Source organism: Paenarthrobacter sp. NPDC089714, from assembly GCF_044748905.1.
GTDB lineage: Bacteria > Actinomycetota > Actinomycetes > Actinomycetales > Micrococcaceae > Arthrobacter.
In genome coordinates, this window is sequence record NZ_JBIVGX010000001.1 from 909,024 (window position 1) to 932,323 (window position 23,300).

Annotated in this window: 24 protein-coding genes, 1 pseudogene and 1 riboswitch; of the genes and pseudogenes, 21 read left to right on the plus strand and 4 right to left on the minus strand. The window is 64.1% G+C overall.

The window, feature by feature from the left end:
* The first annotated feature begins 130 nt into the window (after positions 1 to 130).
* Positions 131 to 1,468: an ammonium transporter gene (locus ACIPY3_RS04370; protein ID WP_400330487.1), complete on the plus strand. Its 1,338-nt coding sequence runs from the start codon at positions 131 to 133 to the stop codon at positions 1,466 to 1,468.
* Positions 1,465 to 1,803, plus strand: coding sequence for a P-II family nitrogen regulator (locus ACIPY3_RS04375; RefSeq protein ID WP_017199639.1), 339 nt, complete (start codon positions 1,465 to 1,467; stop codon positions 1,801 to 1,803). Before ACIPY3_RS04370 ends, ACIPY3_RS04375 begins: the two co-directional genes overlap by 4 nt.
* A 122-nt stretch (positions 1,804 to 1,925) precedes the next feature.
* On the opposite strand, the gene ACIPY3_RS04380 is transcribed toward ACIPY3_RS04375, so the two are convergent.
* Positions 1,926 to 3,326 (minus strand): glucose-6-phosphate dehydrogenase, encoded by a 1,401-nt coding sequence (locus ACIPY3_RS04380; protein WP_400330490.1) that lies wholly within the window; start codon positions 3,324 to 3,326, stop codon positions 1,926 to 1,928.
* Between the two features lie 111 nt (positions 3,327 to 3,437).
* On the opposite strand from ACIPY3_RS04380, the gene ffh reads away from it, so the two are divergent.
* Both ffh and ACIPY3_RS04390 read left to right on the plus strand, forming a co-directional pair.
* Positions 3,438 to 5,015 carry a signal recognition particle protein gene (gene ffh / locus ACIPY3_RS04385; RefSeq protein WP_400269101.1) on the plus strand — a complete coding sequence of 526 codons (1,578 nt, stop codon included), beginning with the start codon at positions 3,438 to 3,440 and terminating at the stop codon, positions 5,013 to 5,015.
* Positions 5,016 to 5,074: 59 nt separating this feature from the next.
* Positions 5,075 to 5,797, plus strand: a complete 723-nt coding sequence (locus tag ACIPY3_RS04390) for an alpha/beta fold hydrolase (RefSeq protein WP_400330492.1) — start codon at positions 5,075 to 5,077, stop codon at positions 5,795 to 5,797.
* Here ACIPY3_RS04390 and thiC read toward each other — a convergent pair.
* Positions 5,780 to 7,603: a phosphomethylpyrimidine synthase ThiC gene (thiC, locus tag ACIPY3_RS04395; protein ID WP_400330495.1), complete on the minus strand. Its 1,824-nt coding sequence runs from the start codon at positions 7,601 to 7,603 to the stop codon at positions 5,780 to 5,782. The two genes, ACIPY3_RS04390 and thiC, sit on opposite strands and share 18 nt — an antisense overlap.
* Positions 7,598 to 7,705, minus strand: a riboswitch (TPP riboswitch). (Overlaps the previous gene by 6 nt.)
* Before the next feature lie 85 nt (positions 7,706 to 7,790).
* Here thiC and ACIPY3_RS04400 point away from each other — a divergent pair.
* The 15 genes and pseudogenes from ACIPY3_RS04400 to ACIPY3_RS04470 form a co-directional block, all read left to right on the plus strand.
* Positions 7,791 to 8,873, plus strand: coding sequence for an amidohydrolase family protein (locus tag ACIPY3_RS04400; protein WP_400330497.1), 1,083 nt, complete (start codon positions 7,791 to 7,793; stop codon positions 8,871 to 8,873).
* A 78-nt stretch (positions 8,874 to 8,951) separates the two neighbouring features.
* Positions 8,952 to 9,824, plus strand: a complete 873-nt coding sequence (locus ACIPY3_RS04405) for a VOC family protein (RefSeq protein WP_400330500.1) — start codon at positions 8,952 to 8,954, stop codon at positions 9,822 to 9,824.
* A gap of 112 nt (positions 9,825 to 9,936) precedes the next feature.
* The gene (locus ACIPY3_RS04410) at positions 9,937 to 10,377 is read left to right on the plus strand and encodes a hypothetical protein (protein ID WP_400330502.1); all 441 of its coding nucleotides are present in this window, start codon (positions 9,937 to 9,939) and stop codon (positions 10,375 to 10,377) included.
* Positions 10,378 to 10,604: 227 nt separating this feature from the next.
* Positions 10,605 to 11,024, plus strand: a complete 420-nt coding sequence (rpsP, locus tag ACIPY3_RS04415; RefSeq protein ID WP_017199647.1) for a 30S ribosomal protein S16 — start codon at positions 10,605 to 10,607, stop codon at positions 11,022 to 11,024.
* 1 nt (position 11,025) lies between these two features.
* Positions 11,026 to 11,268 (plus strand): RNA-binding protein, encoded by a 243-nt coding sequence (locus tag ACIPY3_RS04420; protein WP_347107714.1) that lies wholly within the window; start codon positions 11,026 to 11,028, stop codon positions 11,266 to 11,268.
* 130 nt (positions 11,269 to 11,398) lie between these two features.
* Positions 11,399 to 11,944 (plus strand): ribosome maturation factor RimM, encoded by a 546-nt coding sequence (gene rimM / locus ACIPY3_RS04425; protein ID WP_400330505.1) that lies wholly within the window; start codon positions 11,399 to 11,401, stop codon positions 11,942 to 11,944.
* Positions 11,941 to 12,741, plus strand: a complete 801-nt coding sequence (trmD, locus tag ACIPY3_RS04430) for a tRNA (guanosine(37)-N1)-methyltransferase TrmD (protein WP_400330507.1) — start codon at positions 11,941 to 11,943, stop codon at positions 12,739 to 12,741. The genes rimM and trmD overlap by 4 nt, the downstream gene beginning before the upstream one ends.
* Before the next feature lie 249 nt (positions 12,742 to 12,990).
* Positions 12,991 to 13,344 (plus strand): 50S ribosomal protein L19, encoded by a 354-nt coding sequence (gene rplS, locus ACIPY3_RS04435; RefSeq protein ID WP_090818948.1) that lies wholly within the window; start codon positions 12,991 to 12,993, stop codon positions 13,342 to 13,344.
* A gap of 78 nt (positions 13,345 to 13,422) precedes the next feature.
* Positions 13,423 to 14,097, plus strand: coding sequence for a signal peptidase I (gene lepB, locus ACIPY3_RS04440; RefSeq protein ID WP_400330510.1), 675 nt, complete (start codon positions 13,423 to 13,425; stop codon positions 14,095 to 14,097).
* Positions 14,098 to 14,937 carry a signal peptidase I gene (gene lepB / locus ACIPY3_RS04445; RefSeq protein WP_400330512.1) on the plus strand — a complete coding sequence of 280 codons (840 nt, stop codon included), beginning with the start codon at positions 14,098 to 14,100 and terminating at the stop codon, positions 14,935 to 14,937.
* Positions 14,938 to 15,687, plus strand: coding sequence for a ribonuclease HII (locus ACIPY3_RS04450; RefSeq protein WP_400330515.1), 750 nt, complete (start codon positions 14,938 to 14,940; stop codon positions 15,685 to 15,687).
* 83 nt (positions 15,688 to 15,770) lie between these two features.
* Positions 15,771 to 16,106 carry a DUF2469 domain-containing protein gene (locus tag ACIPY3_RS04455; RefSeq protein ID WP_021470793.1) on the plus strand — a complete coding sequence of 112 codons (336 nt, stop codon included), beginning with the start codon at positions 15,771 to 15,773 and terminating at the stop codon, positions 16,104 to 16,106.
* A 110-nt stretch (positions 16,107 to 16,216) separates the two neighbouring features.
* Positions 16,217 to 16,582, plus strand: a complete 366-nt coding sequence (locus tag ACIPY3_RS04460; protein WP_400330646.1) for a YraN family protein — start codon at positions 16,217 to 16,219, stop codon at positions 16,580 to 16,582.
* The gene (locus ACIPY3_RS04465; RefSeq protein WP_400330518.1) at positions 16,582 to 18,123 is read left to right on the plus strand and encodes a YifB family Mg chelatase-like AAA ATPase; all 1,542 of its coding nucleotides are present in this window, start codon (positions 16,582 to 16,584) and stop codon (positions 18,121 to 18,123) included. Before ACIPY3_RS04460 ends, ACIPY3_RS04465 begins: the two co-directional genes overlap by 1 nt.
* 49 nt (positions 18,124 to 18,172) lie before the next feature.
* Positions 18,173 to 18,910: pseudogene (locus ACIPY3_RS04470) on the plus strand (DNA-processing protein DprA); the annotation flags it as partial.
* A gap of 6 nt (positions 18,911 to 18,916) precedes the next feature.
* Here the strand turns inward: ACIPY3_RS04470 and ACIPY3_RS04475 are convergent.
* Positions 18,917 to 19,834, minus strand: a complete 918-nt coding sequence (locus ACIPY3_RS04475; protein WP_400330521.1) for a hypothetical protein — start codon at positions 19,832 to 19,834, stop codon at positions 18,917 to 18,919.
* A gap of 176 nt (positions 19,835 to 20,010) precedes the next feature.
* Here ACIPY3_RS04475 and ACIPY3_RS04480 point away from each other — a divergent pair, with 176 nt between their 5' ends.
* Together ACIPY3_RS04480 and ACIPY3_RS04485 are read left to right on the plus strand one after the other, a co-directional pair.
* Complete coding sequence (locus ACIPY3_RS04480) at positions 20,011 to 20,292, plus strand: hypothetical protein (RefSeq protein WP_400330524.1); 282 nt, start codon at positions 20,011 to 20,013, stop codon at positions 20,290 to 20,292.
* Entirely contained in the window at positions 20,289 to 20,663 is a 375-nt protein-coding gene (locus tag ACIPY3_RS04485) for a hypothetical protein (RefSeq protein ID WP_400330527.1), read from the plus strand. The genes ACIPY3_RS04480 and ACIPY3_RS04485 overlap by 4 nt, the downstream gene beginning before the upstream one ends.
* 85 nt (positions 20,664 to 20,748) lie before the next feature.
* Here the strand turns inward: ACIPY3_RS04485 and ACIPY3_RS04490 are convergent, their stop codons facing one another.
* Positions 20,749 to 23,214: a hypothetical protein gene (locus tag ACIPY3_RS04490; protein WP_400330530.1), complete on the minus strand. Its 2,466-nt coding sequence runs from the start codon at positions 23,212 to 23,214 to the stop codon at positions 20,749 to 20,751.
* Positions 23,215 to 23,300: the final 86 nt, after the last annotated feature.

The following is a 23,300-nucleotide window of genomic DNA, read 5'->3' on the forward strand; positions in this document are numbered from 1 at the left end:
TTGTTGTAACCGGCCCGCAATCTAATTCCTGCCCAGGTGAAACACTGCGGCACAAAACTCTATTGCAGGACGCAAAAGGCGTCAGGACAGCGGTTGGAACCGCAGTACTAGCAAGAGAGGAACGTGCACCATGGAACTTACCGCAGGTCACGTATGGGTCATGGTGGCGGCGGCGCTCGTGCTGTTCATGACACCTGGATTGGCATTCTTCTACGGTGGCATGACGCGTGCCAAGGCAGCCCTGAACATGATGATGATGAGCTTCATTTCCATCGGCATCGTCGGCGTCGTATGGGTGCTGTGGGGGGCATCCATGAGCTCCGGCGAAGGCTTCCTGCAGATCGTCGGCAACCCGTTCGCCACCTTCGGACTTGAGGGCGCCGGTTCGACGCCCGACGCGCTGATCAAGATCGGCTACGCAGCAACCTTCGCGATCATCACGGTGGCCCTCATCAGTGGCGCCATCGCAGACCGCGCCAAGTTCGGCGCCTGGACCCTCTTTGTCCCCGTGTGGGTCACCTTGGTTTACTGCCCGCTGGCCTACATGGTCTGGGGCGGCGGCCTCTTCGGCCCTGACGGCGCAATCGGCCAGGCCCTGGGCCACGCGATCGACTTCGCCGGTGGCACCGTGGTCCACATCAACGCCGGTGTGGCGGCCCTCATCCTTGTCCTGATCATCGGCAACCGCCGCGGCTTCGGCAAGGATCCCAACCACCGGCCGCACAACATCCCCTTCGTCATGCTGGGCGCTGCCATCCTGTGGTTCGGCTGGTTCGGCTTCAACGGCGGTGCAGCTGCCACGGCCGAGCAGGGTGGCCTGATCTGGATCAACACCCTCGCAGCTCCCGCCGCAGCCATGATCGGCTGGCTCATCACTGAGCGTATCCGCGACGGCCACCCCACCTCCCTCGGCGCAGCCTCCGGTGTTGTGGCCGGCCTCGTGGCCATCACCCCGGCCTGTGCAGACGTCAGCCCCGTTGGCGCCCTTGGCCTCGGCGTGGTTGCCGGTGTGGCTTCGGCCCTGGCAGTCGGCCTCAAGTTCCGCTGGGGCTTCGATGACTCGCTCGATGTTGTTGGCGTCCACTTGGTTTCCGGCATCATCGGTACCGTGGCCCTCGGCTTCATCGCAGTCCCCAGCGAAGGTGTCACCCCGGGCGGCCTCTTCTACGGCGGCGGTTTCGCCCAGCTGTGGGCGCAGCTCGCAGTGGCAGGCATCGCCATTGTCTTCTCGGCCGTCATGACCCTCATCATCGCCCTCGCCATCCACAAGACCATGGGCTTCCGGGTCTCCACGGAGCAGGAGAACGTGGGCGTGGACCTCAGCCTGCACGCTGAAACCGCCTATGAGTTCGGCGTCAGCGGCCACGGTGGCAGCTTCCAGCCACTGCATGACCTGGTCACCGGCAAGTCCGAGGCAGCTGCAGAAACCAAGACCCCCGCCGCCGGCAAGGAGAGTGTCCAGGCATGAAACTCATCACCGCGATCGTCCGTCCGGAAAAGCTCGAAGCAGTCCGGGAAGGCCTGGAAGCCTACGGTGTCCAGGGACTGACGGTCAGTGCAGCAAGCGGCTACGGCCGGCAGCGCGGCTACACCGAGGTGTACCGCGGAGCCGAGTACAACGTGGACCTGCTGCCCAAGATCCGGATCGAGGTCCTTGCCACGGACGAGCAGGCAGACGACATCCTGGATGTCCTGATCGCCAGTTCCAACACCGGCCGTGCCGGTGACGGCAAGGTCTGGACCGTGGATGTCTACGAAGCAGTACGGGTCAGGACCGGTGAGCGCGGCGCCGCCGCCATCTAGGCACTGCGCCGCCGCCATCTAGGACCCGCCAACGGAAAGGGGCCGGATACCTTCAGGTATCCGGCCCCTTTTGCGTGCGGTGCCACCGGCGGAGGACGACGACGGCGGGACGCCGCGACTGCCTAGGCGTCGCCGTTGGCGGGCCAGCCCGCCGGCCCTGCGCTGCCGGCGTCGTACGATTCCAGCGGGACGGTGCCACGCGACCAGGAGCGCAGGACTGGTTCGACGATGCGCCAGCAGTCCTCGGCAGTGTCCCCGCGGACGGACAACAGCGGATCCCCGGTGAGGATGCCTTCCAGGACTTCGCCATAGGGCAGCAGGTCCGGGGCGTTCAACTCCGCCACGAGGCTGGCCCGGTCCAGGCTGAAGATGTCGCCCGGGCCGTTCACGTCCACATCCAGTTCCAGGACATCGGGTCCAAAGCCGATCCGGAGCTGGTTGGGGGAATCGACGCCGGAGAAGCCCGTGGGAAGGTGCGGAACGGGCCGGAAGGTGATCACGGCTTCCTTGCGCTTGCGGCCGATGGCTTTGCCGGAACGGAGGATGAACGGGACGCCTTGCCACCGCCAGTTGTCCACGCTGACCTCCACCTCGGCCAGCGTTTCCGTATTCCGTGCGGCGTCCACGCCTTCTTCGGCCGTGTAGTCCGGCACGGCCCGTCCGTCCAGGGTTCCCGCACTGTACCGGGCGCGACGCGTGCTCTTCGCATACGGTGCCTTCACGGTACTGGCACGCAGCACGGTGGCGATGGCATCGCGAAGGTCCCGCTCATGGAGGGTGGCGGGGGCATCGAGGGCCAACAGCGCCAGGACCTGGAGCAAGTGGCTCTGGATCATGTCCCGCAGGGCGCCGGCACCGTCGTAGTAGCGTGCCCTGCCCTCGAGGGCAAGGTCTTCATCGAAGACGATCTCCACTTTCTCGATGTGGTTGCGGTTCCACACCGGCTCCAGGAAACGGTTGGCGAAGCGCAGGCCAAGGATGTTGAGCACGGTCGCCTTGCCCAGGAAGTGGTCCACGCGGTGGACGTGGTCTTCGGGCACCAGGGTGGCCAGGGTCTTGTTGAGTTCCCGGGCGGATTCTTCACCGGAACCGAACGGCTTCTCCATCACCAGGCGGGTTCCCGTGGGTAACTGTTCGCGGCGGAGGACCTCGCAGGCTTTCTGGCTGATGTGCGGCGGCAGGGCGAAATAGATGGCAACCGGTCCCTCCAACTGTCCCAGGAGGTCTGCCAGCGGACCATCCGCCGTGACGTCCACCTGGTGGTAGCTGGTGGATCCGGCCACGGCGGTGAGGGACTTTTTGACCGTGGCGTCGGCTTTGGAGGCCGCCGCCGCGAAGGCCTCGTCCACCCGCTTCCGCCATTGGTCCGGAGTCCAGGGGTCCGATCCGGCGCCAACCAGCCGAAGACCGGCCGCACGGCCCGTGGCGAGGAGCCCGGCGAGGCCCGGCAGGAGCAGGCGGCCGGTCAAGTCGCCGGAGGCTCCGAGGATGAGCAACGTTTTCACAGTTGTTTTGTCGGTCACCGTGCCAGCATGCCATCTTGTAAGCGTGACTTGATACCCTAGATAGTCGAGTCCCCTCCGGTGTGCCGCATTGGCCGCCATCCGAAGACCATCGAAAGAAGTGCGCGGCGCGTGTTCAATTCACTCTCTGACCGGTTGACAGCAACCTTCAAGAACCTCCGTGGCAAGGGGCGTCTCTCCGAAGCGGATGTCGACGCCACCGTCCGTGAGATCCGCCGCGCCCTGTTGGACGCGGATGTTGCCGTGCCGGTGGTCCGCGAGTTCACCTCACGGATCCGTGAGCGGGCGCTCGGTGCCGAAGTTTCGGCAGCGCTGAACCCGAGCCAGCAGATCGTGAAGATCGTCAACGAGGAGCTCGTGGAGATCCTCGGTGGCGAAACACGCCGCATCCGCCTGGCCAAGAACGGCCCCACCATCATCATGCTGGCCGGCCTCCAGGGTGCCGGCAAGACCACCCTTGCGGGCAAGCTGTCCAAGTGGCTCAAGGCCCAGGGCCACAGCCCCCTGCTGGTGGCCTGCGACCTGCAGCGCCCCAACGCCGTCACCCAGCTCCAGGTGGTGGGCCAGCGCGCAGGTGTTCCGGTCTTCGCGCCGCATCCCGGTGCCACCTCGGAACTTGAGCACCCCGCGGGGGATCCCGTGGCCGTTGCCCAGGCCGGCGTGGCGGAAGCCCGCCAGAAGCTGCACGACGTCGTGATCGTGGACACCGCCGGACGGCTCGGCGTCGACGCCGAGATGATGGACCAGGCGAAGCGGATCCGCCAGGCGATCATCCCCAACGAGGTCCTCTTCGTCATCGACGCCATGATCGGCCAGGATGCCGTCAACACGGCCATGGCCTTCGACGAGGGCGTCAACTTCACCGGCATCGTGCTGTCCAAGCTCGACGGCGACGCCCGCGGCGGTGCCGCGCTCTCCGTTGCGTCCGTGACGGGCAAGCCGGTCATGTTTGCCTCCACGGGTGAAGGCCTCGACGACTTCGAGCTCTTCCACCCGGACCGCATGGCCTCGCGCATCCTGGACATGGGCGATGTCCTGACCTTGATCGAGCAGGCGGAGAAGGCCTGGGACAAGGACGAAGCGGCCCGGATGGCGAAGAAGTTCGCCGACCAGGAAGACTTCACGCTGGACGACTTCCTGGCCCAGATGCAGCAGATCCGCAACATGGGCTCCATGAAGAAGATGCTCATGATGATGCCTGGCGCCCAGAACATCCGCCAGCAGTTGGAGAACTTCGACGAGCGTGAGATCGACCGCGTCGAGGCGATTGTCCGTTCCATGACTCCGCACGAGCGCGTTGCGCCCAAGATCATCAACGGTTCGCGGCGGGCCCGTATTGCCCGGGGTTCCGGTGTCCACGTGTCCGAGGTCAACGGCCTGTTGGAGCGGTTCGGCCAGGCCCAGAAAATGATGAAGAAGCTTGCCCAGGGTGGAGGCATGCCGGGTATGCCCGGGATGCCAGGTCTGGGTGGCCCCGGTGGCGGCCGCAAGGGCGGCAAGAACGCGCCCAAGAAGAAGGCACGTTCCGGCAACCCGGCCAAGGCCGCGCAGGAATTGCGCGATGCCGAGGCAAAGCGGGCCGCAGCGGCTTCTGCACCGAAGGGCGCCGCTTTCGGCCAGGGTGCTGCGGACTTCGATCCGTCCTCGCTGAACCTGCCCAAGGGCTTCGACAAGTTCCTGGGCAAGTAGCCAGGTCCAGCCCAACTGCCGGCCGGTTGGATGTCGGTGCCGGGGAATAGGCTGATCCAATGCACAAGCAGCGCGTAGTTTTTGTCCATGGATTGGGCAGTTTCGGCGCGGCGGCGTGGCCGAAGCAACATGGCATGGCCTTGGACTACGACGCCCTGTTCCTGCGCCGCCACGGGTTCCACCCCGTGGCGGAACCCGAGGAATCGGATGTGGCTGCCGACGTCGCAATCCTGCTTGATTCGCTGGCCAGCCCCGGCGGTGGGCACGTGGTGGCACACGAGCAAGGCGCCATCTCCGCCATGCTTGCGGCGGTGGAGCGCCCGGACCTGGTGCATTCCCTGGTCCTTGTTGAGCCTGCGTGCCTGTCCTTGACAGCGGAGTTGCCCGCCACGGCTTCACACCGTGCCCTCATGGAACCGCTTTTCGAGATCCGGAACCAACTGAACGACGCCGACTACGAACGCGAATACTTCCGGCGCGCCTTTTCTGCCGAGGCCGGCGGGCAGGAAACACCCGAGGCCAGGCGTTCCGCCAAGAGGCTGCGGCTGCAGGCACCCCCGTGGGAAGCGCAACTGCACATCGTTCCGGGAGTACCTACCTTGGTCCTCACAGGCGGTTGGGAACCGCTCTACGAGGAGATCGCAGCATATCTGCAGGAAACCGGTGCCCTCCGCTGCGCGGCGGCGGGAGGGCACCGGCCCCAGGACTCGGCGGATGGAGACCGGATCATCCGGAAGTTCATCGCCGAGGTTGGGCGGGCCAGCTCAGTTCGCGCGTCCTGACCCTGCAGGCACCTGCAGCTCGGGCAGGTAGACCTTGCCTCCTGCCGCGAGGAACTCCTGGCTCTTTTCCCGCATGCCGCTGTACATGTCCGCAATCGCTGCCTGGGCTTCGGCAGAACCGTATTCATCCCGGATGTCCTGGCTGATGCGCATCGAGCAGAACTTGGGTCCGCACATGGAGCAGAAGTGTGCCGTCTTGGCCGGTTCGGCCGGAAGCGTCTCGTCGTGGAAGGATTCCGCGGTTACCGGGTCCAGGGACAAGGCGAACTGGTCCCGCCAACGGAATTCGAAGCGCGCCTTGGAGAGGGCGTCGTCGCGTTCGTTCGCACCGGGATGTCCCTTGGCGAGGTCCGCGGCATGGGCTGCGATCTTATACGTGATCACACCTGTCTTGACGTCGTCCTTGTTGGGCAGGCCCAGGTGTTCCTTGGGAGTCACGTAGCACAGCATGGCCGTGCCGTAGCGGGCAATCTCCGTGGCTCCAATGGCCGAGGTGATGTGGTCGTAGCCGGGCGCGACGTCCGTCACGAGGGGTCCCAGGGTGTAGAACGGGGCGCCCTTGCACAATTCCTGCTGCCGTTCCACGTTCTCCCGGACCAGGTGGAACGGGATGTGCCCCGGCCCTTCCACCATGACCTGGACGTCGTACTCCCATGCACGCTGGGTCAGTTCGGCCAAGGTGTCCAACTCGGCGAACTGCGCGGCATCGTTGGCGTCGGCGGTGGCACCGGGACGCAGTCCGTCACCGAGCGAGAACGCGACATCGTATTTGGCGAAGATTTCGCACAGCTCATCGAAGTGGGTGTAGAGGAAGTTCTCCTCGTGGTGGGCCAGGCACCAGCCCGCCATGATGGAGCCGCCACGCGAAACGATTCCCGTCACCCGGTTGGCCGTCAGCGGAACGTAGCGAAGGAGGACCCCCGCGTGGATCGTCATGTAGTCCACGCCCTGTTCGCACTGCTCAATCACCGTGTCACGGAAGATCTCCCAGGTGAGTTTGTTGGCTTCGCCGTTGACCTTCTCCAGCGCCTGGTAGATGGGAACGGTGCCGATGGGAACGGGGGAGTTCCGGATGATCCACTCGCGGGTGGTGTGGATGTCATCACCGGTGGACAAGTCCATGACGGTGTCTGCGCCCCATTGGGTGGCCCACTGCAGCTTGTCGACTTCCTCGGCGATGGAGCTGGTCACGGCTGAATTGCCGATGTTGGCGTTGATCTTCACCAGGAACGCCTTGCCGATGATCATCGGCTCGGACTCAGGGTGGTTGATGTTGTTCGGGATGATGGCGCGGCCGGCCGCTACTTCGCTGCGAACCAGTTCGACGTCGCAGTTTTCCCGCAGCGCCACAAAGCGCATTTCCGGGGTCACGATGCCTTGCTTGGCATAGTGCATTTGCGTGACGGTCCTGCCTTCGATGGCGCGGAGGGGAACGGGCTGGGCACCCTTCCATTCCGCCGAGGCCGCCCCGCGGCGGACAGCCGACTTGCCGTCGTCGAGCAGGTTGCGTTCGCGGCCGCTGTAGCTTTCCGTGTCCCTGCGTTCTTCAATCCAGGGCTGCCGGAAAGGACGCAGGCCCACTACCGGGTCGCTGCCTGGCCCGGCGGTGCGGTACACCTGCAAGGGAGCGTTGGCCTGGCCGTTCGGCGATGGTTCCAACGCGATTTCGGTGACCGGTACGCGGATGCCGTGGCGGGGATCTTCCAGCCAGGCCAGCGAATGGGACTTCAGCGACTGCGTGACCGTCTCCTCTGCCGTAGCAGACTGGTTTTGGGCAGGGCTGTGCTGTGTTTCTGTGGTGCTCAAGGATTACTCACTTCCTTCGCCGGCATTACCCGGACAGGTTCAACGGTCGCAGACTGCCTCAGCCCGATCTCAGCCCCTGCAAGGGCCCCCGTGTGGTCGTAGACGAAGCTACCACAGCTCCCCGGGTGGTCCCAGTCACAAGCCATCCGGCAGGGCGTGGCTCGTGGGGGAGCACTAGGCTTTTGCCATGGCGAACATCATCGAATTCACCGGTCCCGTGCTGCTCGGAGCCGAGGACGAGCGCCGGGGGCTATGGTCCGTGGATGGCCTGCTGACGTTCATCCGGCCCGCGGCCCGGCCGGACGCCGTGCTGGATGGCTGGGTCCTCCCGGGTTTCGTGGACGCCCACTGCCACATCGGCCTCGGTCCGGGCGGATCGGTGGATGAGGCGACCACCTTGGCCCAGGCGCAAACCGACCTCGCCGCCGGCACGCTGCTGATCAGGGATGCCGGTTCACCCAGCGATACCCGTTGGGTCCAGCAGCGCAAAGATCTCCCGCGGCTCATCCGGGCAGGGCGGCACATCGCGCGGAGCCGCCGCTATCTTCGAGGCCTGGGCCACGAGGTGGAGCCCGATGAGCTGGTGGAGACAGTGCGCAAGGAAGCCCGCGCCGGCGATGGCTGGGTCAAACTGGTGGGCGACTGGATAGACCGTGGCGTTGGAGACCTCGCCCCGTCATTTCCTGCGGCCGTGGTCAAGGATGCCATTGCTGCCGCGCACGACGAAGGGGCCCGCGTGACCGCGCACTGCTTCGCCGAAGACACCGTGGACCAGATGCTCGACGCCGGCATTGACTGCATCGAGCACGCTACCGGTCTCTTGCCGCGGCATGTGCCCCGTTTGGTGGAGCAGCTGGTGCCGATCGTCCCCACGCTGGTGAACATCGCTACTTTTCCGGACATCGCCGCACAAGCAAGGCCCAAGTTCCCCGACTATGCGCAGCACATGACTGCCCTGTGGGAGCGGCGCCGCGAACGCGTCCTGGAGGCCTTCGAAGCAGGAGTCTCCATCTACGCGGGTACGGACGCCGGGAGCGTCATCAACCACGGCCGGATCGCGGACGAAATGCAGGAACTGCACGACGCCGGCCTGCCGCCGTCCGCTGTCCTCAACGCTGCCGCCTGGGGCGCCCGTGCGTGGCTGGGAGCCGACGCCATCAGCGAAGGCGCGAGTGCCGACGTCGTGGTTTGCGGGGAAGACCCCCGGCACAACCTGGCGACGGTCAGCGAACTCAACCACGTGGTTCTGCGAGGTGCGGTCATCCGCTAGGAATAAATTGAAGCTTCAAGTAATTTAGATAAGTAGAACGCGCCGAACAGCGGCCACCTTCATTACCGGGAGTTTCATATGACCACCTCATCCACCCAGGACCTGCTGCCTGCCGAACTCACCATGGGCACGGTGATGCTCAAGGTCGGCGACATGAAAGTCATGAGCGACTACTACCAGCGCGCCCTGCGTCTCCAGGTGGTAGCGGAGCAGGACGGCGGAGTGTATTTGGGCCGCTTGGGCAAGCCTGTGGTCCACCTCGCCCCCGCTGCCGGCCTTCAGATCCCCGGTCGGGGCGAGGCGGGCCTCTTCCACACGGCAATCCTCTTCGAAGACCAGCCGTCTTTGGCCGCCACGATCGCGACCGCCGCGCAGTACGAGCCGCGGGCCTTCGTTGGCAGCGCGGACCATTTGGTGAGCGAAGCTTTCTATTTCACCGATCCCGAAGGCAATGGCATCGAGCTGTACTACGACAAGCCCCGCGAGGTCTGGCGGTGGGACGGGAAGAACGTGGTGATGGATAACGTGGCGCTTCCGCCGCAGGCCTACCTCCAGCAGTACCTGAGTGAAGAGGCTGTGACCGGACAGGCCCGGGCCGGCGCGGGGATCGGGCATGTCCACCTGCAGGTGGGTGACGTGGCCACGGCGCAGAAGTTCTACGTGGACACCCTCGGCTTCGAGCGGACGGCCGGGTGGCATGGCCAGGCGCTGTTCGTTTCGGCGGGCGGATACCACCACCACATGGCGATGAATGTGTGGAACAGCCGCGGCGCAGGACCGCGCCGCGACACCCTGGGCCTCGGTGAAGTGTTGATCGAAGTCCCTGGAGACGACGACGTGCAGGCCCTGGCTGACCGCCTCAAGGTCGCCGGGCTGCAGAGCCACCACACCGGGAAGGAACTGCGTTTCGAAGACCCTTGGCGGAACCACTTGCGGGTTGCCGTCCGCTAAGGGCGTGTCGCGCCGGTCGGGTGCCGGCTGCACTAGGCTGGGTAGTGGCGGGAAGGGGGCCTGCGGGTCCGTTTCCGCGACTTGTCAGCACGACGGAATGAGAGTAGTTCCCATGGGCTTTGCCGAAATTTTTGCAGCCACCCACGACGAAGCACTTAAGCGGGCCGCGGCCCTCGAAGGCGGCGCCGACGTCGCCGGGTCCGCCGTCCGGATCGATGGCATCACTGATTTCGAAGTTGAACAACTGGGCGATCTTGCCGGGCAGGCTGTGCATGCTGCCGGCGCCGATTACGAGCTGGCGTTGGTGGACGTCACCAGCGACGCGCTCCTGGGCGTCCCCGAGGCCATGGTGCGCGCGCTGGCCGAACTCCTCACTTATGAAAGCGAGGGCGACGGCAATGTCCTGGATGACGTCGCAGCCGCCTGGGCGGAGCAGGATGACATGCCGTTCGACGCAACCGCATCCCGTGGCTACGTCCAGCAGCTCGCCGCGCTGGCCACGGATGTGGAGAACGCGGACCGGGCCGGACTCTACGTCTGGTCGGTTGCCTGATCCTTTCACCACCTTGTGCCGTTGCCGGTGTGTGGGCAACGGCACACCGGGCTGGACCGGCCAAGTCGTAATTGCGCGTCCCATCTGGCACAATGGACAGGTACTCGATCGGTGCGGCCCCTCTCTCCGTGCACGTATCTTGTCCTTCGAACCCCTTAGTATGGCCCGCCCCACGGGTGCAGAACCTCGGGTTCACCCTCGTTTCAGAAACAGGAGTGACCACAAAAGTGGCCGTAAAGATTCGCCTTAAGCGCTTCGGTAAGATGCGCGCACCGTACTACCGCATTGTCGTCATGGATGCCCGCGCCAAGCGCGATGGCCGTGCCATTGAAGAAATCGGCAAGTACCACCCCACCGAAGAGCCGTCGTACATCGAGGTCGCCTCCGAGCGTGCCCAGTACTGGCTTTCCGTTGGCGCCCAGCCCACTGAGCAGGTTGCTGCGATCCTCAAGATCACCGGTGACTGGCAGAAGTTCAAGGGCCTGCCTGGCCAGGAAGGCACCCTGAAGACCAAGGCTCCGAAGGAAGCTTTCGTGGCTCCGGAGAAGGGTTCCGTCATCATTCCGGAAGCCATCACCAAGAAGGCCAAGAAGGACGAAGCCGAGGCTCCGGCCGAGGCTGAAGCAGAGACCACCGAGGCTGAGTAACTTGCTGGCAGAAGCGCTCGAGCACCTGGTCCGTGGGATCGTTGACAGTCCTGAGGACGTCAAGGTCAGTGCCAAGAACAACCGCCGCGGGGAATCCCTCGAGGTGCGCGTTCACCAGGACGACCTCGGCCGGGTAATCGGCCGCCAGGGACGCACCGCCCGTGCCTTGCGCACGGTGGTTGCAGCTTTGGCTGGTGGCGATCAGGTCAGGGTCGACGTCGTCGACACCGACCGTCGCCGGTAACGCGCTCAGCATCATTTGCCTTAGGTCCGGCCCCTTCACCGAATATGGTGGAGGGGCCGGATTGCTTTATCGAACAATCCAGCTGCCGCAGCCATCCGGCCTGCGGTCAAACCAGAATTCAGAGGAACCCATGCAGCTCCAGGTGGCACGGATCGGCAAACCCCACGGCATCCGCGGCGAGGTCACAGTCCAGGTGCTGACCGATGCTCCGTCTGAACGCTTTGTGGCCGGCACGGAATTCCTGGTGGAGCCCGCTTCCTCAGGACCGCTCACCGTCCGCAGCGCGCGTTGGAACAAGGAGATCCTGCTCCTCGGCTTCGAAGAGATTGCGGACCGCAACGCGGCCGAACTCATCCGCGGCGCCAAGCTCTTCATCGAGACCGAAGACCTCGACGAGGACGCCGAAGAGGGCTGGTACGAGCACGAACTCGTTGGCCTGCAGGCCCGGGTGGGAAACCACGCCGTAGGCAAGGTAGCGGCGCTGAATACCATGCCCGCGCAGGACCTCCTGGTAGTGGAGGGCCAGGATGGCAAGGAAATCCTGATCCCCTTCGTGGACGAGATCGTTCCCGAAGTGAACATTGAGGAAGGCTACATCCTCATCACCCCTCCGGCCGGCCTGTTTGAGATCAACGACGATTCAGCAGGAGAAGCCAACGGGGAGTCTCCTGAATGAGGATCGACGTCGTCAGCATTTTCCCGGAGTACCTTGCTCCGTTGGAACTCTCCCTCATTGGGAAGGCCCGCCAGGACGGCATCCTGGAGCTGAACGTGCACGATCTCCGCTCGTTCACCACAGACCGCCACCGCACCGTGGACGACACCCCGTATGGTGGTGGCGCGGGCATGGTCATGAAGCCCGAACCATGGGCGCAAGCCTTGGAATCCGTAGCGCAGGGTGGCGCTGCGAAGCCTGTCCTCATTGTGCCGTCGCCCGCAGGGGAGCGGTTCACGCAGGCGTTGGCCTATGAGCTTGCCGAGGAAGAGCAGCTCGTCTTCGCGTGCGGGCGGTACGAAGGAATCGACGAGCGGGTCATCGATTGGTCCCGCGACCATTTCACCGTCAGGCCCGTCAGCCTGGGCGACTACGTCCTCAACGGTGGCGAGGTGGCCGTGCTGGCCATGGTTGAAGCGATCGGACGGCTGCTGCCGGGGGTAGTGGGCAACCCGGAGTCGCTCGTGGAAGAGTCGCACTCCGACGGCCTTCTCGAATATCCGGTGTACACCAAGCCTTCCTCGTGGCGGGACCTCGACGTCCCGGAGATTCTCCTGAGCGGCAACCACGGCAAGATCGCCCAGTGGAGGCGGCATGAGCAATACCGCCGTACCGCTGAACGCCGGCCGGACCTCCTGGCGGAGTTCGACGCGTCAGGCCTGCCCCGCGCCGATCGCGCTGCCTTCGCGGAACTGGGGTACGACGTCGTGGATGGCCGCCTCCGTGCCCGCAGTGCTGACGACGACGAAAGCCGCTGACCGCCGTCGTGCATTCCACCCGGTGATTGGCCGGATTCTGCCGCATGTGGCAGAATTAACCCTTGTGTCTACTGGGCTGGCACCTGCCACAGGGGGAGCTTGGCCAACAGTCGGACAACGGCGACGCCAATCAGTGGCGAAGCCGGCCACGATGAATCTTCGGCGGAAATTTCCGCGGGCCACCGTGCCCCGGGCTTTTCCGCCGTGACCCAAAGTGAATGACCTGTGGCGTTCACCAGGAGTGGATTAATGCATATCCTCGATAGCGTAGATGCAGCCTCGCTGCGCAGCGATGTTCCGGAGTTCCGCGCGGGCGACACCCTCAAGGTTCACGTCAACATCATTGAAGGCAAGAACTCCCGTGTCCAGGTATTCCAGGGCTTCGTCCTGGGCCGCCAGGGTGACGGCGTTCGCGAAACCTTCACCGTACGCAAGGTTTCCTTCGGTGTCGGTGTAGAGCGTACCTTCCCGGTACACTCCCCGATCATCGACAAGATCGAGGTCGTCACCAAGGGTGACGTCCGCCGCGCCAAGCTCTACTACATGCGTGCACTGCGTGGTAAGGCTGCGAAGATCAAGGAAAAGCGCGACTTCGCCAAGTAAGTCCACCAACTTACGCAACGGGTCCAGGATTCGTGCCCGGGGTTCCGGGCAATCCGCAACGCACCAGGGATACGAATCATGGACACAGCAGAACGCCAGCCCCGGAGACAGGGCTGGCGTTTTGTCGTTCTGGCCCTGGTTCTCGCCATCGGCATCAGTGGACTGGTCCGCTCGCTCTGGATCGATGTCTACTACATCCCCTCCGAGTCCATGGAGCCTTTGCTGCAGACCGGGGACAGGATCCTGGTCTCGCGCACGGCGTTCAACTCCGAGCCGATCGCCCGCGGAGACGTGGTGGTTTTCGATGGGCGGGGCTCGTTTGCTCCCCTCAGCAGCGGCAAAGGGCCATTGGTTGATGCCCTGGATGCCGCCGGCCAATGGTTCGGGCTTACGGGCAGCGATACCACTTACGTCAAAAGGGTCATTGGGGTGCCCGGGGACCACGTCCAGTGCTGCGACGCTTCGGGGGCGCTCACAGTGAACGGTCAGGTACTTGCGGAACCCTATGTTTACCCGGGGGACGAACCCAGCAAGCAAAAATTCGATGTGGTTGTTCCGGCGGGGCGCCTCTGGCTCATGGGCGACCACCGGTCACGCTCTGCGGATTCCCGCGGATTGCTTGGGGCTCCCGGCGGGGGAATGGTCCCCATGGACCGGGTGATCGGGCGTCCGGTCCAGATCATCTGGCCTCTTGATAGATTTGCAGAGATGCCTCGCCCCGCGCAGGCCGACCCATCGAAGAACGGACAGTAAATGCCGGACAGAGTTCCAGAGAATCCCGAGAGGCACGACGACGACGCGCGGCTCTTGGACGGAACGGCCAGTGCCGGTGGGGCCGGGCATGCGGTGCCACATGACGGGGCAGTGCCCGAGGATGACGCTGCCACCACCACGGAAGAGGAGACCGGGCCGCGTCCCAACGTCTTCCTTGTCTGGCTCAAGGAAATCGTCACAGTAGTGGCCATCGCCCTGGTGCTGTCGTTCCTGTTGAAGACCTTCCTTTTCCGGGCCTTCTACATCCCCTCCGAGTCCATGGAAAGCACCTTGGATGTGAATGACCGCATCTTCATTAACTTGTTGGTGCCCGGCCCCTTCGACCTCCAGCACGGCGATGTGGTGGTCTTCAAGGACACCCAGGGTTGGCTGGCGCCAACTGAAAAGAAACCCGCCGGGCCCATGGACTGGGTGGGGGACAGCCTGGAATTCGTTGGTCTGATGGCCGACGACAACGAGCAGCACCTGGTGAAGCGCGTGATTGGCCTTCCCGGAGACCACGTGACGTGCTGCGATGCCGGGGGCAGCCTCAGCATCAACGGTGTGCCGTTGGACGAGACCTACATCAACCCTGCCGAGACGCCCAGGCCCGAACAGTTCGACATCGTGGTGCCCGAGGGCAAGGTCTGGGTGATGGGTGATAACCGCAACCATTCAGCCGACTCCCGGAGCCATCAGGAGATGAACGGCGGGTTCGTCAACATCGAGGACGTAGAAGGCAAGGCGACAGTGATCGCGTGGCCCGTCAACCGGTGGACCGTCCTGGACAACTATCCGGACGTCTTCAAGAATGTGCCGGCCGGGGCGTCAGGAAAGTAGATGGCAACCGCTCCAAGCCGAACCAAGGCCAAGGCAGGCAAAGCAAAGGCCAAGCCCGTCAAGAAGGCCGGCCCGGTTTACCCTACGCTCGACGTGGAGCGGTCGTTCCTGGCATCGGGGGCCCGGCTGCTGGCCGGAGTGGATGAGGTCGGCAGGGGTGCGCTGGCAGGCCCTGTCAGTGTTGGGATCGCCGTGGTGAACCTGGAAGAGCATGGCCTGCTCGCTGACGTGCGGGACAGTAAACTCCTCAAGCCCGAGGACAGGGACCGTTTGGAGCCGCTGGTCCGGGAATGGGCCGTTGCAAGCGCCGTGGGGCATGCTTCGTCGGAGGAAATCGACCAGATCGGCATCATCGCAGCTCTTCGACTGGCGGGCACGCGTGCCTGGTTCGAGATACTCGCCGGAGGCGTCACCCCGGATGTGGTTTTGCTCGACGGCAGCCACAACTGGCTGTCGCCGGCGGTCCAGGCATCGTTGTTCGATGCCGCTCCGGAAGGGCCGGCCTGTGACGCCCCGGTCCATACGCGCGTCAAGGCGGACATGGGTTGCCTGAGCGTGGCCGCCGCCAGCGTGCTGGCCAAGGTGGCACGGGACCGCATCATGGTTGAGCTCCACGCTGAACTACCGGCGTACGGCTGGAACGAAAACAAGGGCTATGCCACGTCTGCCCACCGCGAGATCATCCGTTTGCAGGGACCCAGTCCGTACCACCGGACCAGCTGGCATCTGACAGGACCCGGCGAGCTCTGACGTTGTGGTCCGGCACGGCTTTGCCCGCGTCACAGCTTCGCAGGCTGGCACGTTGCGTCCGGCCAATGGTGCAAGATGGAACCATGAGCGCCGAAGACCTTGAGAACTACGAAACCGACATGGAGCTCCAGCTCTACCGCGAGTACCGGGACGTTGTTGGCTTGTTCAGCTACGTTGTCGAAACCGAGCGGCGCTTCTACCTGGCCAACCATGTGGATCTTCAGGCCCGGAGCGCGGACGGTGAAGTGTACTTCGACCTCACGCTGCAGGACGCCTGGGTGTGGGATGTCTACCGCTCGGCACGCTTCGTGAAGAACGTCCGGGTGATCACGTTCAAGGACGTCAACGTCGAGGAACTCCCGCGCAATGAGGATCTGGCCCTGCCCAAGGACGGCGATCTGGGAGATCTCGGCAACTAGGCCTTTGCCGTTGCACTACTCCTCCACACCACCCGCTTTGGCGGCATTACCCACATAGCGTGGGCTGAGCCTGCCTCCGCCGGAAACCAGCCGCGATGCTGGAAGCGGAGGTGGTGCTCATGCGAGCAAAAGACATTCTTGGCCGGGAAGGCGAGGCCCTGGCCGCCGCGTTCCTTGAAGGACAGGGCATGCAGGTCCTGGAGCGCAATTGGCGGTGCTCCGAGGGTGAAGTGGACATTGTTGCCCTGGACGGGAAAACCCTCGTAGTCGCGGAGGTGAAAACGCGGCGCAGCCTGGCCTATGGCCATCCTTTCGAAGCGGTGGGTCCGGAGAAACTCGCGCGGCTGCACCGGCTCGCAACACGGTGGGTGCGCGAGCATGGGCTCCCCTCTCTGGGACGCCGGATCGATGTTGTGGGCGTGATCCATGATGGCGCCGGCGAACCGCAGCTTGAGCATCTCCAGGGTGTTGGCTGATGGCCGTTGGACGCAGCTACGGCATAGCCTTGGTGGGCCTTAACGGGTACATCGTCGAGGTGGAGGCGGACATCGGCCAGACACTCCCGGCTTTTGTGATCCTCGGCCTGCCGGACGCCTCCCTCAATGAAGCCAAGGAACGGATACGTTCTGCCGCGCAGAACTCCGGAATCCCCCTCAGCAGGCGGAAGATCACGGCGAACCTGATCCCGGCCTCCTTGCCGAAGCGTGGATCGGGATTCGACCTCGCCATCACCATGGCCGTCCTTCGTGCAGCCGAGGACATCCGTTCCATCAGTGGCACGGTTTTCATTGCGGAGCTGGGGCTGGACGGACGGCTGCGCCCTGTCCGTGGAATCCTCCCTGCCGTCATGGCTGCCGTTGACGCAGGCTTTCCGGAGATCGTGGTTGCGGAAGCCAACGTCGCGGAGGCCAGGCTGGTGCCGGGTGCCAGCGTCAGGGGGTACAAGACCTTGGCACGGCTGGCCTACGACTTCGGAGCGGACCCCAAGAACCTGGTCCTGGACTACGATCCCGCCGGTGACGACACCGCGGAAGACGAGGAGTTCCTGGAAGAGCCGGTACCGGACCTCCGGGACGTGGCGGGGCAGGCTGGAGCCCGCCGGGCACTGGAGGTTGCTGCGGCAGGCGGACACCACATGCTGCTGACGGGTCCACCGGGTGCGGGAAAGACCATGCTGGCGGAGCGGCTGCCCGGGCTGCTTCCGGACTTGTCTGACACGGCATCCATGGAGGTCACTGCCATCCATTCACTCGCTGCCATCCGATCATCCGCGGTCCGGCTGATCCGCCGGCCTCCTTTTGAGAACCCGCACCACAGTGCCACACCGGCAGCCGTCATTGGCGGAGGCTCCGGGCTTCCCCGGCCAGGAGCGGCCTCCCGTGCCCACCGTGGCGTCCTGTTCCTTGACGAGGCGCCGGAGTTTGAACGACGTGTCCTGGACGCCTTGCGGCAGCCGCTGGAGAGTGGGGAACTGGTCATCCACCGATCGGCCGGCACGGCTGCTTATCCTGCCCGTTTCCAGCTCGTCCTGGCCGCCAACCCGTGTCCGTGCGGCAAGGCCTCAGGCAAGGGAATGGAGTGCAGTTGTACGGCGATGATGCGGCGACGCTACTTTGGCCGGCTCTCCGGACCGTTGTTGGACCGGGTGGACATCCAGCTGCAAGTGGAACGCGTGTCGTTGGCCGATTTCGGAAAGACGGGGTGCGAGGAATCCACCGGCGTGGTGGCCCGACGCGTGACCGCGGCCAGGAACCGCCAATCGTGCCGTCTCGGCCCCCTCGGTTTCGAAACCAACTCCCAGGTCCCCGGCCGCATCCTCCGGGGTGACCTGCGGCTGGGTCCAGGAACAACCAGGGTCCTCGATACTGCCCTGGAACGTGGCCTTCTCACAGCGCGGGGCTATGACCGGGTGCTCCGCCTGGCCTGGACCCTCGCGGACCTGGACCAAAGGGACTCGCCGCACCCTGACCACATCGGACAGGCCCTGGGCCTCCGGCAAACGAATGCAACAACCTGATCACGCGGAAACTCCTGGAAGGAAGCAAGCCTTGGGCGTAGTGGGAAACATGGACAGGGAACGGATTGCCAGGGCGGCGCTGTCGCGCCTGATGGAGCCTCAGGATTCGGTGGGACTGGCACTGGTTCATGCCGTAGGCGCCTTGGACGCGCTGGGTATCGCAACCGGTGAGCTGACTGCGGGCGCTGCAGTCGAGCGTGAGGTCACGGTATTGCTGTCACAGGACGGGAACCTGGCCTCGTGGCCGGGACTGGGTGCGAGCCTGCGCCGGTGGGCGCCCAGGGTCGCGGATCTTGCACCGGAACGTGACCTGGAAACCATGAAACGGCTCGGCGGGCGTGTGGTTGTTCCCGGAGATGAGCTTTGGCCCGGTCAATTGGCGGACCTCGGTTTGCAGGAGCCGCTGTGCCTTTGGTGGCGGGGACAGGAAGAGCCTGTCGCTCCAGCACGGCAGAGCATCGCGTTGGTGGGATCGCGGGACAGCACCAGCTATGGTGCAGCGGTGACGGGAGACCTCGCCTATGGCTTGGCCCAGCGGGGCTTCACGGTGGTCTCGGGCGGTGCGTATGGGATCGACGCCCATGCGCACCGGGGGGCCCTTAATGGCGGGGCGGCGGCCATCCCCACCATCGCCGTCATGGCCGGGGGAGTGGACCGCTTCTACCCGGCAGGCAACGAGAACCTCCTGAGGGCAGTCGCCAACCAGGGGGCCGTGATGGCCGAAGTGCCCCCGGGCTCGGCCCCCACCCGATACAGGTTCCTGCAACGGAAACGTCAATTGTATGCGTCGTGCCTAGCCGTCGCCGAAAACCAACTTTGAAATGCCGTTCCCGACGACTCCCAGGAGGAGCCCGACGCCAACGGTATAGCCCCAGAACTTCATGAAAGTCACGCCTCTTGGCTGACCCCCCGTAGGGACGATTTCAAATGCTGGCACGTACCGTCGGCTCCATATCATTCCCCCGACTAGCATGGCTCCGACGATGACTCCGAACGCTACCGTGTAAACGATTCCCCCTGTCAGGTCGAGTTGCCCTTTGGGCAGTAGCGCCGCAGATAGAAACCAGATGCCCCAGTTGATTAGATTGAAAAAGATCCATAGCGCCCAGTTTCTCCGAATGAACTTCCAGCGGGGGACGCCCTTCTTGATCTCTTCGGCGACTTCAGAGAATGCGGCACGGCACCACACGGCATCGTTCGACGACACCCGAAGATCGACGCCGTCCTCCCTGTCGCCGCCGACTGTGATCGATTTGGCGCGAATGTCACCGCTCGGGGCAATGGCGACAAATGACTTGAACCGCTTACCGTCCAGGTACTCGATCAACTGTGTAGCGTTACCTGTAACGGTGGTTCGGTCGCCGTTGAGGCCGCTGAGTGAGAGTTGGATGCTTCCGGCCGCAAGAGCTTCTGTCTCAGCCTTCTCTAGTTCCTCAGTGAGCTTCCGAAGTTCTGCTTCGCTTTTCGTGATGCGCGCAGCTAGTCCGGCGTCGGTGCCGTATTCCTCAGCATTCTTCCGAAGGCGTTCGCGGTTTTCCTCTTCGAACTGCAACATCTTGCGCGGATGCCGCAACTCCTTTTCCACATGAGCCGGTATCAAGGGGGCGTACTGTTTCTGCATCGATTTGAACAGGCGTTCTAAGTCACCTGCCGTACCTGCCCAAAGGGACCAACTCTTAGTTTCAATACGGCTCTCGGGCAGCGAAGTCATACCTTCAATTCTAGGTGGAAGGTCTGACATTCTCGGCGCAGCCCTGCGACCGGGTGGGGATGCCGCGTTAGGCGATTCACGCGAGGCGACTTACGTGGTCTAGACCAGTCGAAAAGTGCGTTAATGTGTCTCTTGCGGCCGCGCTGGGCGGTCCGAATCCAAAGGGGGAAAACCATATGGAAACCACGATCGCCGAAGCTCAGAGCGGACTTGTAGACGACATTTTCACCGCACCTGCCGAGGCCGGGCCTATCGGCACTATCCAGGACGCCGAGGGCCGCGAGTTGTGGCTCTATGCCGATGGATCCTCTACCTTGGTCGAAGCCGACGACCTCTTCGCCGACGTCGAGGATTCGGAGCCGGTCGGATCCTTCGAGGACTCTGACGGCCGCGTGATGTGCGTTTACGCCGATGGGTCCTATTCGGCGGAGCGAAACGGGGAGGTCGCGGCGAAGTGAGCGACCTTCAGGCTTTACTCTCCGAAGTGCCGGACGGCCTGGAGATCCTCCTGGACGGGCCGGACGCTATTCGCCAGTCGATGCTCTTCTGGCAAAAGGGCTCGCTGGAGCCGCCGAAACCTCAAATCGAGCTCAGCTTCCGGCGTGCGGACCGGCCGGAAGAGGGCGTTTACACGTTCAAGTCCTCCTCGTGGTCCCTGGCCTTCGACCTCGTCGCCGAGGGAACTCTCGAAAAGCTCGCCAGGATCGACGGCCCGGCGCGCGCTGTGTTGAGACTGGAAGAGGCTTCCTACAAGGCACGGAACGGGGAGCGGCGCGGGGAGACGGTTACCTTGCTCCGGCCAGTCCTCTCAATCACCGGCCCCGCCTAGACGACGAAAAGCCCCGCATGACTTATGAGTCGTGCGGGGCTTTGTCGTGCTCGGAGAGAGGCGCACACGATTTGTCAGAGGGCGCCTAGCGGTAGACGCCTCCTCGTGCAATTCGTCGGGTGTGGAAAAGAACCTCGTCCATGTCCTCGGAGACGTTGCCCGAAGACTGGAGGGTGAGAGAGCCGATCAGCGGGGAGCCGGTCGGGAGAGCGCCGTCAGCGGTGCCAGGTGTCACGGATCCGGCCGTCACGTCCGGAGACGAGAAGGACGGAGCGGGCGGGACGAGGGACTTAGCGGCGGCCTTCTGGACGTGCTTCGCGCCCTTCGTCAGGCCGACGGCCATTCCTTGCGCGGTGAAGTCGCCGATCTCCATAAAGACGCGGGAGGGCGAATGGATGCCGAGGAGATCTTTAGCAAAGTCAATGGCTCCGCCGATTGCGTCGCTGATAGCCTTGCGGACGGCCTCGACGGCGCCGCCGATACCCTTGGCGAGTCCCGCCATGAGGTCTTTGCCCACGTCGAGCATCTTCCCGGCGAGGTCGCCCATTGCTCCGGTAATCTTGTCCCACAGGCCGCCGAAGAAGTCCACGACGGCGCCGATCCCGGACTCGACGCCCTTTGTGATGTTGTTCCACGTATCGCCCAGGAAGGACGAGATCCCGGTCCAGGCACCATTCCAGAGATCACCGATAAAGGAGAGCGCGGCGCCGATCAGGGAGCCGACCAACGCGACAGCGCCAGTAACGACGCTCACGATCAGATCCCAGACGCCGGAGAGGATAGTCCCGAGGCCCGTCCAGACTTGCTCCCAGTTGCCCGTAATGATGCCGGTAACGACCTGGATAATCCCCTGGATGATCGTCATGGCGGCCGTGATTACATTCGCGATAATCCCGAAGACCGTCACGACGACGGGCATAAGGGCGTTGATAGCTGGGATCAGTAGGCCGAGGAGGAGCGTAACGAGCGGACCGATCGCCGAAACGATATTCCCGAAGATCGACACGAGCGGCGGGAGGACCGTCGAAATGAGATTCGTGATGATCGGCACGAGTTGAGACAGAAGCGTCGTAACGAGCGGAATAACGGCAGCCTGGACGGCGGCGAAGACTCCGCCTAGCTGCGTTACCGCGTCGAGGAAGACGCCTTGAAACGCCAAGGCAACGGGGATCAGCGCGACGAATAGCTGGGAGAGCGCCGAGACTAGGGACTCGACGAGCGGCGCGGCGTTGGTTAGTGCCGTGCCCAGGACTCCAGCGACCGCCGTCCCTAGAGACGTGAAGGCCGACAGGAGGGCCGGGATTACCGGCTCCAGGGCTCGGAAGAGGATCCCCAGCGGCGAGAAGGCCGTCACGAGTCCGAAGACTTGCGGGATCAGCGGCATAATCGCGTCAAAGACGGGCCGAAGGGCGTTGGCGACTTGCTCGAAGAATCCGGGGATCCCGGAGCTCGTCACGTCGCCGCTGTTTTCCTTCCAGGCCGCCCCGAAGGCTCGGACGCCGCCCTGGAGCTCAGTCCAAAGATTCTTGAACTGAGAGAGGGGGCCAAAGAGCGGGAGGAGTTGATCCCGGATGCCCAGGAGGACGCCGACGACGGCGGAGTCCTCTTCGACCTGGAAAGCCTCACGGAAGGCGGTCGAGAAGTCGCCCGTTTTCATGAGGCCGACGAGAGCACTCCACGCCGTACCGATTCCGCCCTGGCCGAGCCAGTTCGCCCAGCCCTGCAGAATTGGAATAGCGTTCGCATTGATCCAGCCGTAAGTCTTCGTCAGGACCGGGAGGAAGGCGCCGCCGATAGCGGCCGTGATGTTCCCCCATCCGGCTTTCATCCGTTCAAGCTGGCCGGAGTAGGTCGACGCTTCCTTCGCGAAGTTGCCTTGTGCGTCCGCCGTCTGCTTTGTGATAAGCGAGAGGATCGCGGCCTTCTTCGCCGTGTCGTCGTACTCTCCGCCGACCTTCTTCGCGCCCATTGCGGCGGCCTCGGCTTCGACGGCGGCGGCGTTCAGGGTGACGCCGTAGCGCTCGATCGGATCCGACTCGCCCTTCAGGGCCGAGCTCAGGGCCTCGACAGCTTCGGCCGTCGTGCCGCCGAACATGGAAGCCATATCGGCGCCCTGGGTAATCAGGGTGTTGGTCTTACCGGCGAGCTCCTCCATCGGAATACCCGCGTTTTTCAACTGGGAGCCGATCAGGGTCCCGAGTTTGTCGTACTCGCTGGACGTTAGGCCAACAGTCATAGCGGCTTGATCGGACCATTCGAGCATCTGGGCGGAGGAGCCCTTGAAGACCGTCTCGATAGCGCCGATATTCTGCTGGAGCTCTCCGGCCGCCGCGATAGCGCCGCCGACGAAGCCCGTAACGGCTCCGGCACTGGCGAGGGCCAGGGCAGGGGCGATTATGCCCTTGAAGGCTCCGGCGAAGGCGTTACCGGACTTCTCGCCGCCGTCCTTTCCGACCTTCGCCATAGGCGCCGTGACCTCGCCGTTTAGGGCCGGGAGGAAGCCTTTCGCCGACGGAATTACGGTGAGGGTTGCATATCCGACGTTGCTCACGGGGTACTCCTCCGATCGCCAGGAGCGGGGAGGGCGCTTTCAGGTGTGGTGGACAAATGCGGCCTTAAAGTAAAAGACCCCCGCAA

Coding starts and splice junctions, on each gene's coding strand:
- ACIPY3_RS04370 (WP_400330487.1), top strand. CDS start 131: ATGGAACTTACCGCAGGTCACGTATGGGTCATGGTGGCGGCGGCGCTC.
- ACIPY3_RS04375 (WP_017199639.1), top strand. CDS start 1,465: ATGAAACTCATCACCGCGATCGTCCGTCCGGAAAAGCTCGAAGCAGTC.
- ACIPY3_RS04390 (WP_400330492.1), top strand. CDS start 5,075: ATGCACAAGCAGCGCGTAGTTTTTGTCCATGGATTGGGCAGTTTCGGC.
- ACIPY3_RS04400 (WP_400330497.1), top strand. CDS start 7,791: ATGGCGAACATCATCGAATTCACCGGTCCCGTGCTGCTCGGAGCCGAG.
- ACIPY3_RS04405 (WP_400330500.1), top strand. CDS start 8,952: ATGACCACCTCATCCACCCAGGACCTGCTGCCTGCCGAACTCACCATG.
- ACIPY3_RS04410 (WP_400330502.1), top strand. CDS start 9,937: ATGGGCTTTGCCGAAATTTTTGCAGCCACCCACGACGAAGCACTTAAG.
- rimM (WP_400330505.1), top strand. CDS start 11,399: ATGCAGCTCCAGGTGGCACGGATCGGCAAACCCCACGGCATCCGCGGC.
- trmD (WP_400330507.1), top strand. CDS start 11,941: ATGAGGATCGACGTCGTCAGCATTTTCCCGGAGTACCTTGCTCCGTTG.
- rplS (WP_090818948.1), top strand. CDS start 12,991: ATGCATATCCTCGATAGCGTAGATGCAGCCTCGCTGCGCAGCGATGTT.
- lepB (WP_400330510.1), top strand. CDS start 13,423: ATGGACACAGCAGAACGCCAGCCCCGGAGACAGGGCTGGCGTTTTGTC.
- lepB (WP_400330512.1), top strand. CDS start 14,098: ATGCCGGACAGAGTTCCAGAGAATCCCGAGAGGCACGACGACGACGCG.
- ACIPY3_RS04450 (WP_400330515.1), top strand. CDS start 14,938: ATGGCAACCGCTCCAAGCCGAACCAAGGCCAAGGCAGGCAAAGCAAAG.
- ACIPY3_RS04455 (WP_021470793.1), top strand. CDS start 15,771: ATGAGCGCCGAAGACCTTGAGAACTACGAAACCGACATGGAGCTCCAG.
- ACIPY3_RS04465 (WP_400330518.1), top strand. CDS start 16,582: ATGGCCGTTGGACGCAGCTACGGCATAGCCTTGGTGGGCCTTAACGGG.
- ACIPY3_RS04475 (WP_400330521.1), bottom strand. CDS start 19,834: ATGACTTCGCTGCCCGAGAGCCGTATTGAAACTAAGAGTTGGTCCCTT.
- ACIPY3_RS04480 (WP_400330524.1), top strand. CDS start 20,011: ATGGAAACCACGATCGCCGAAGCTCAGAGCGGACTTGTAGACGACATT.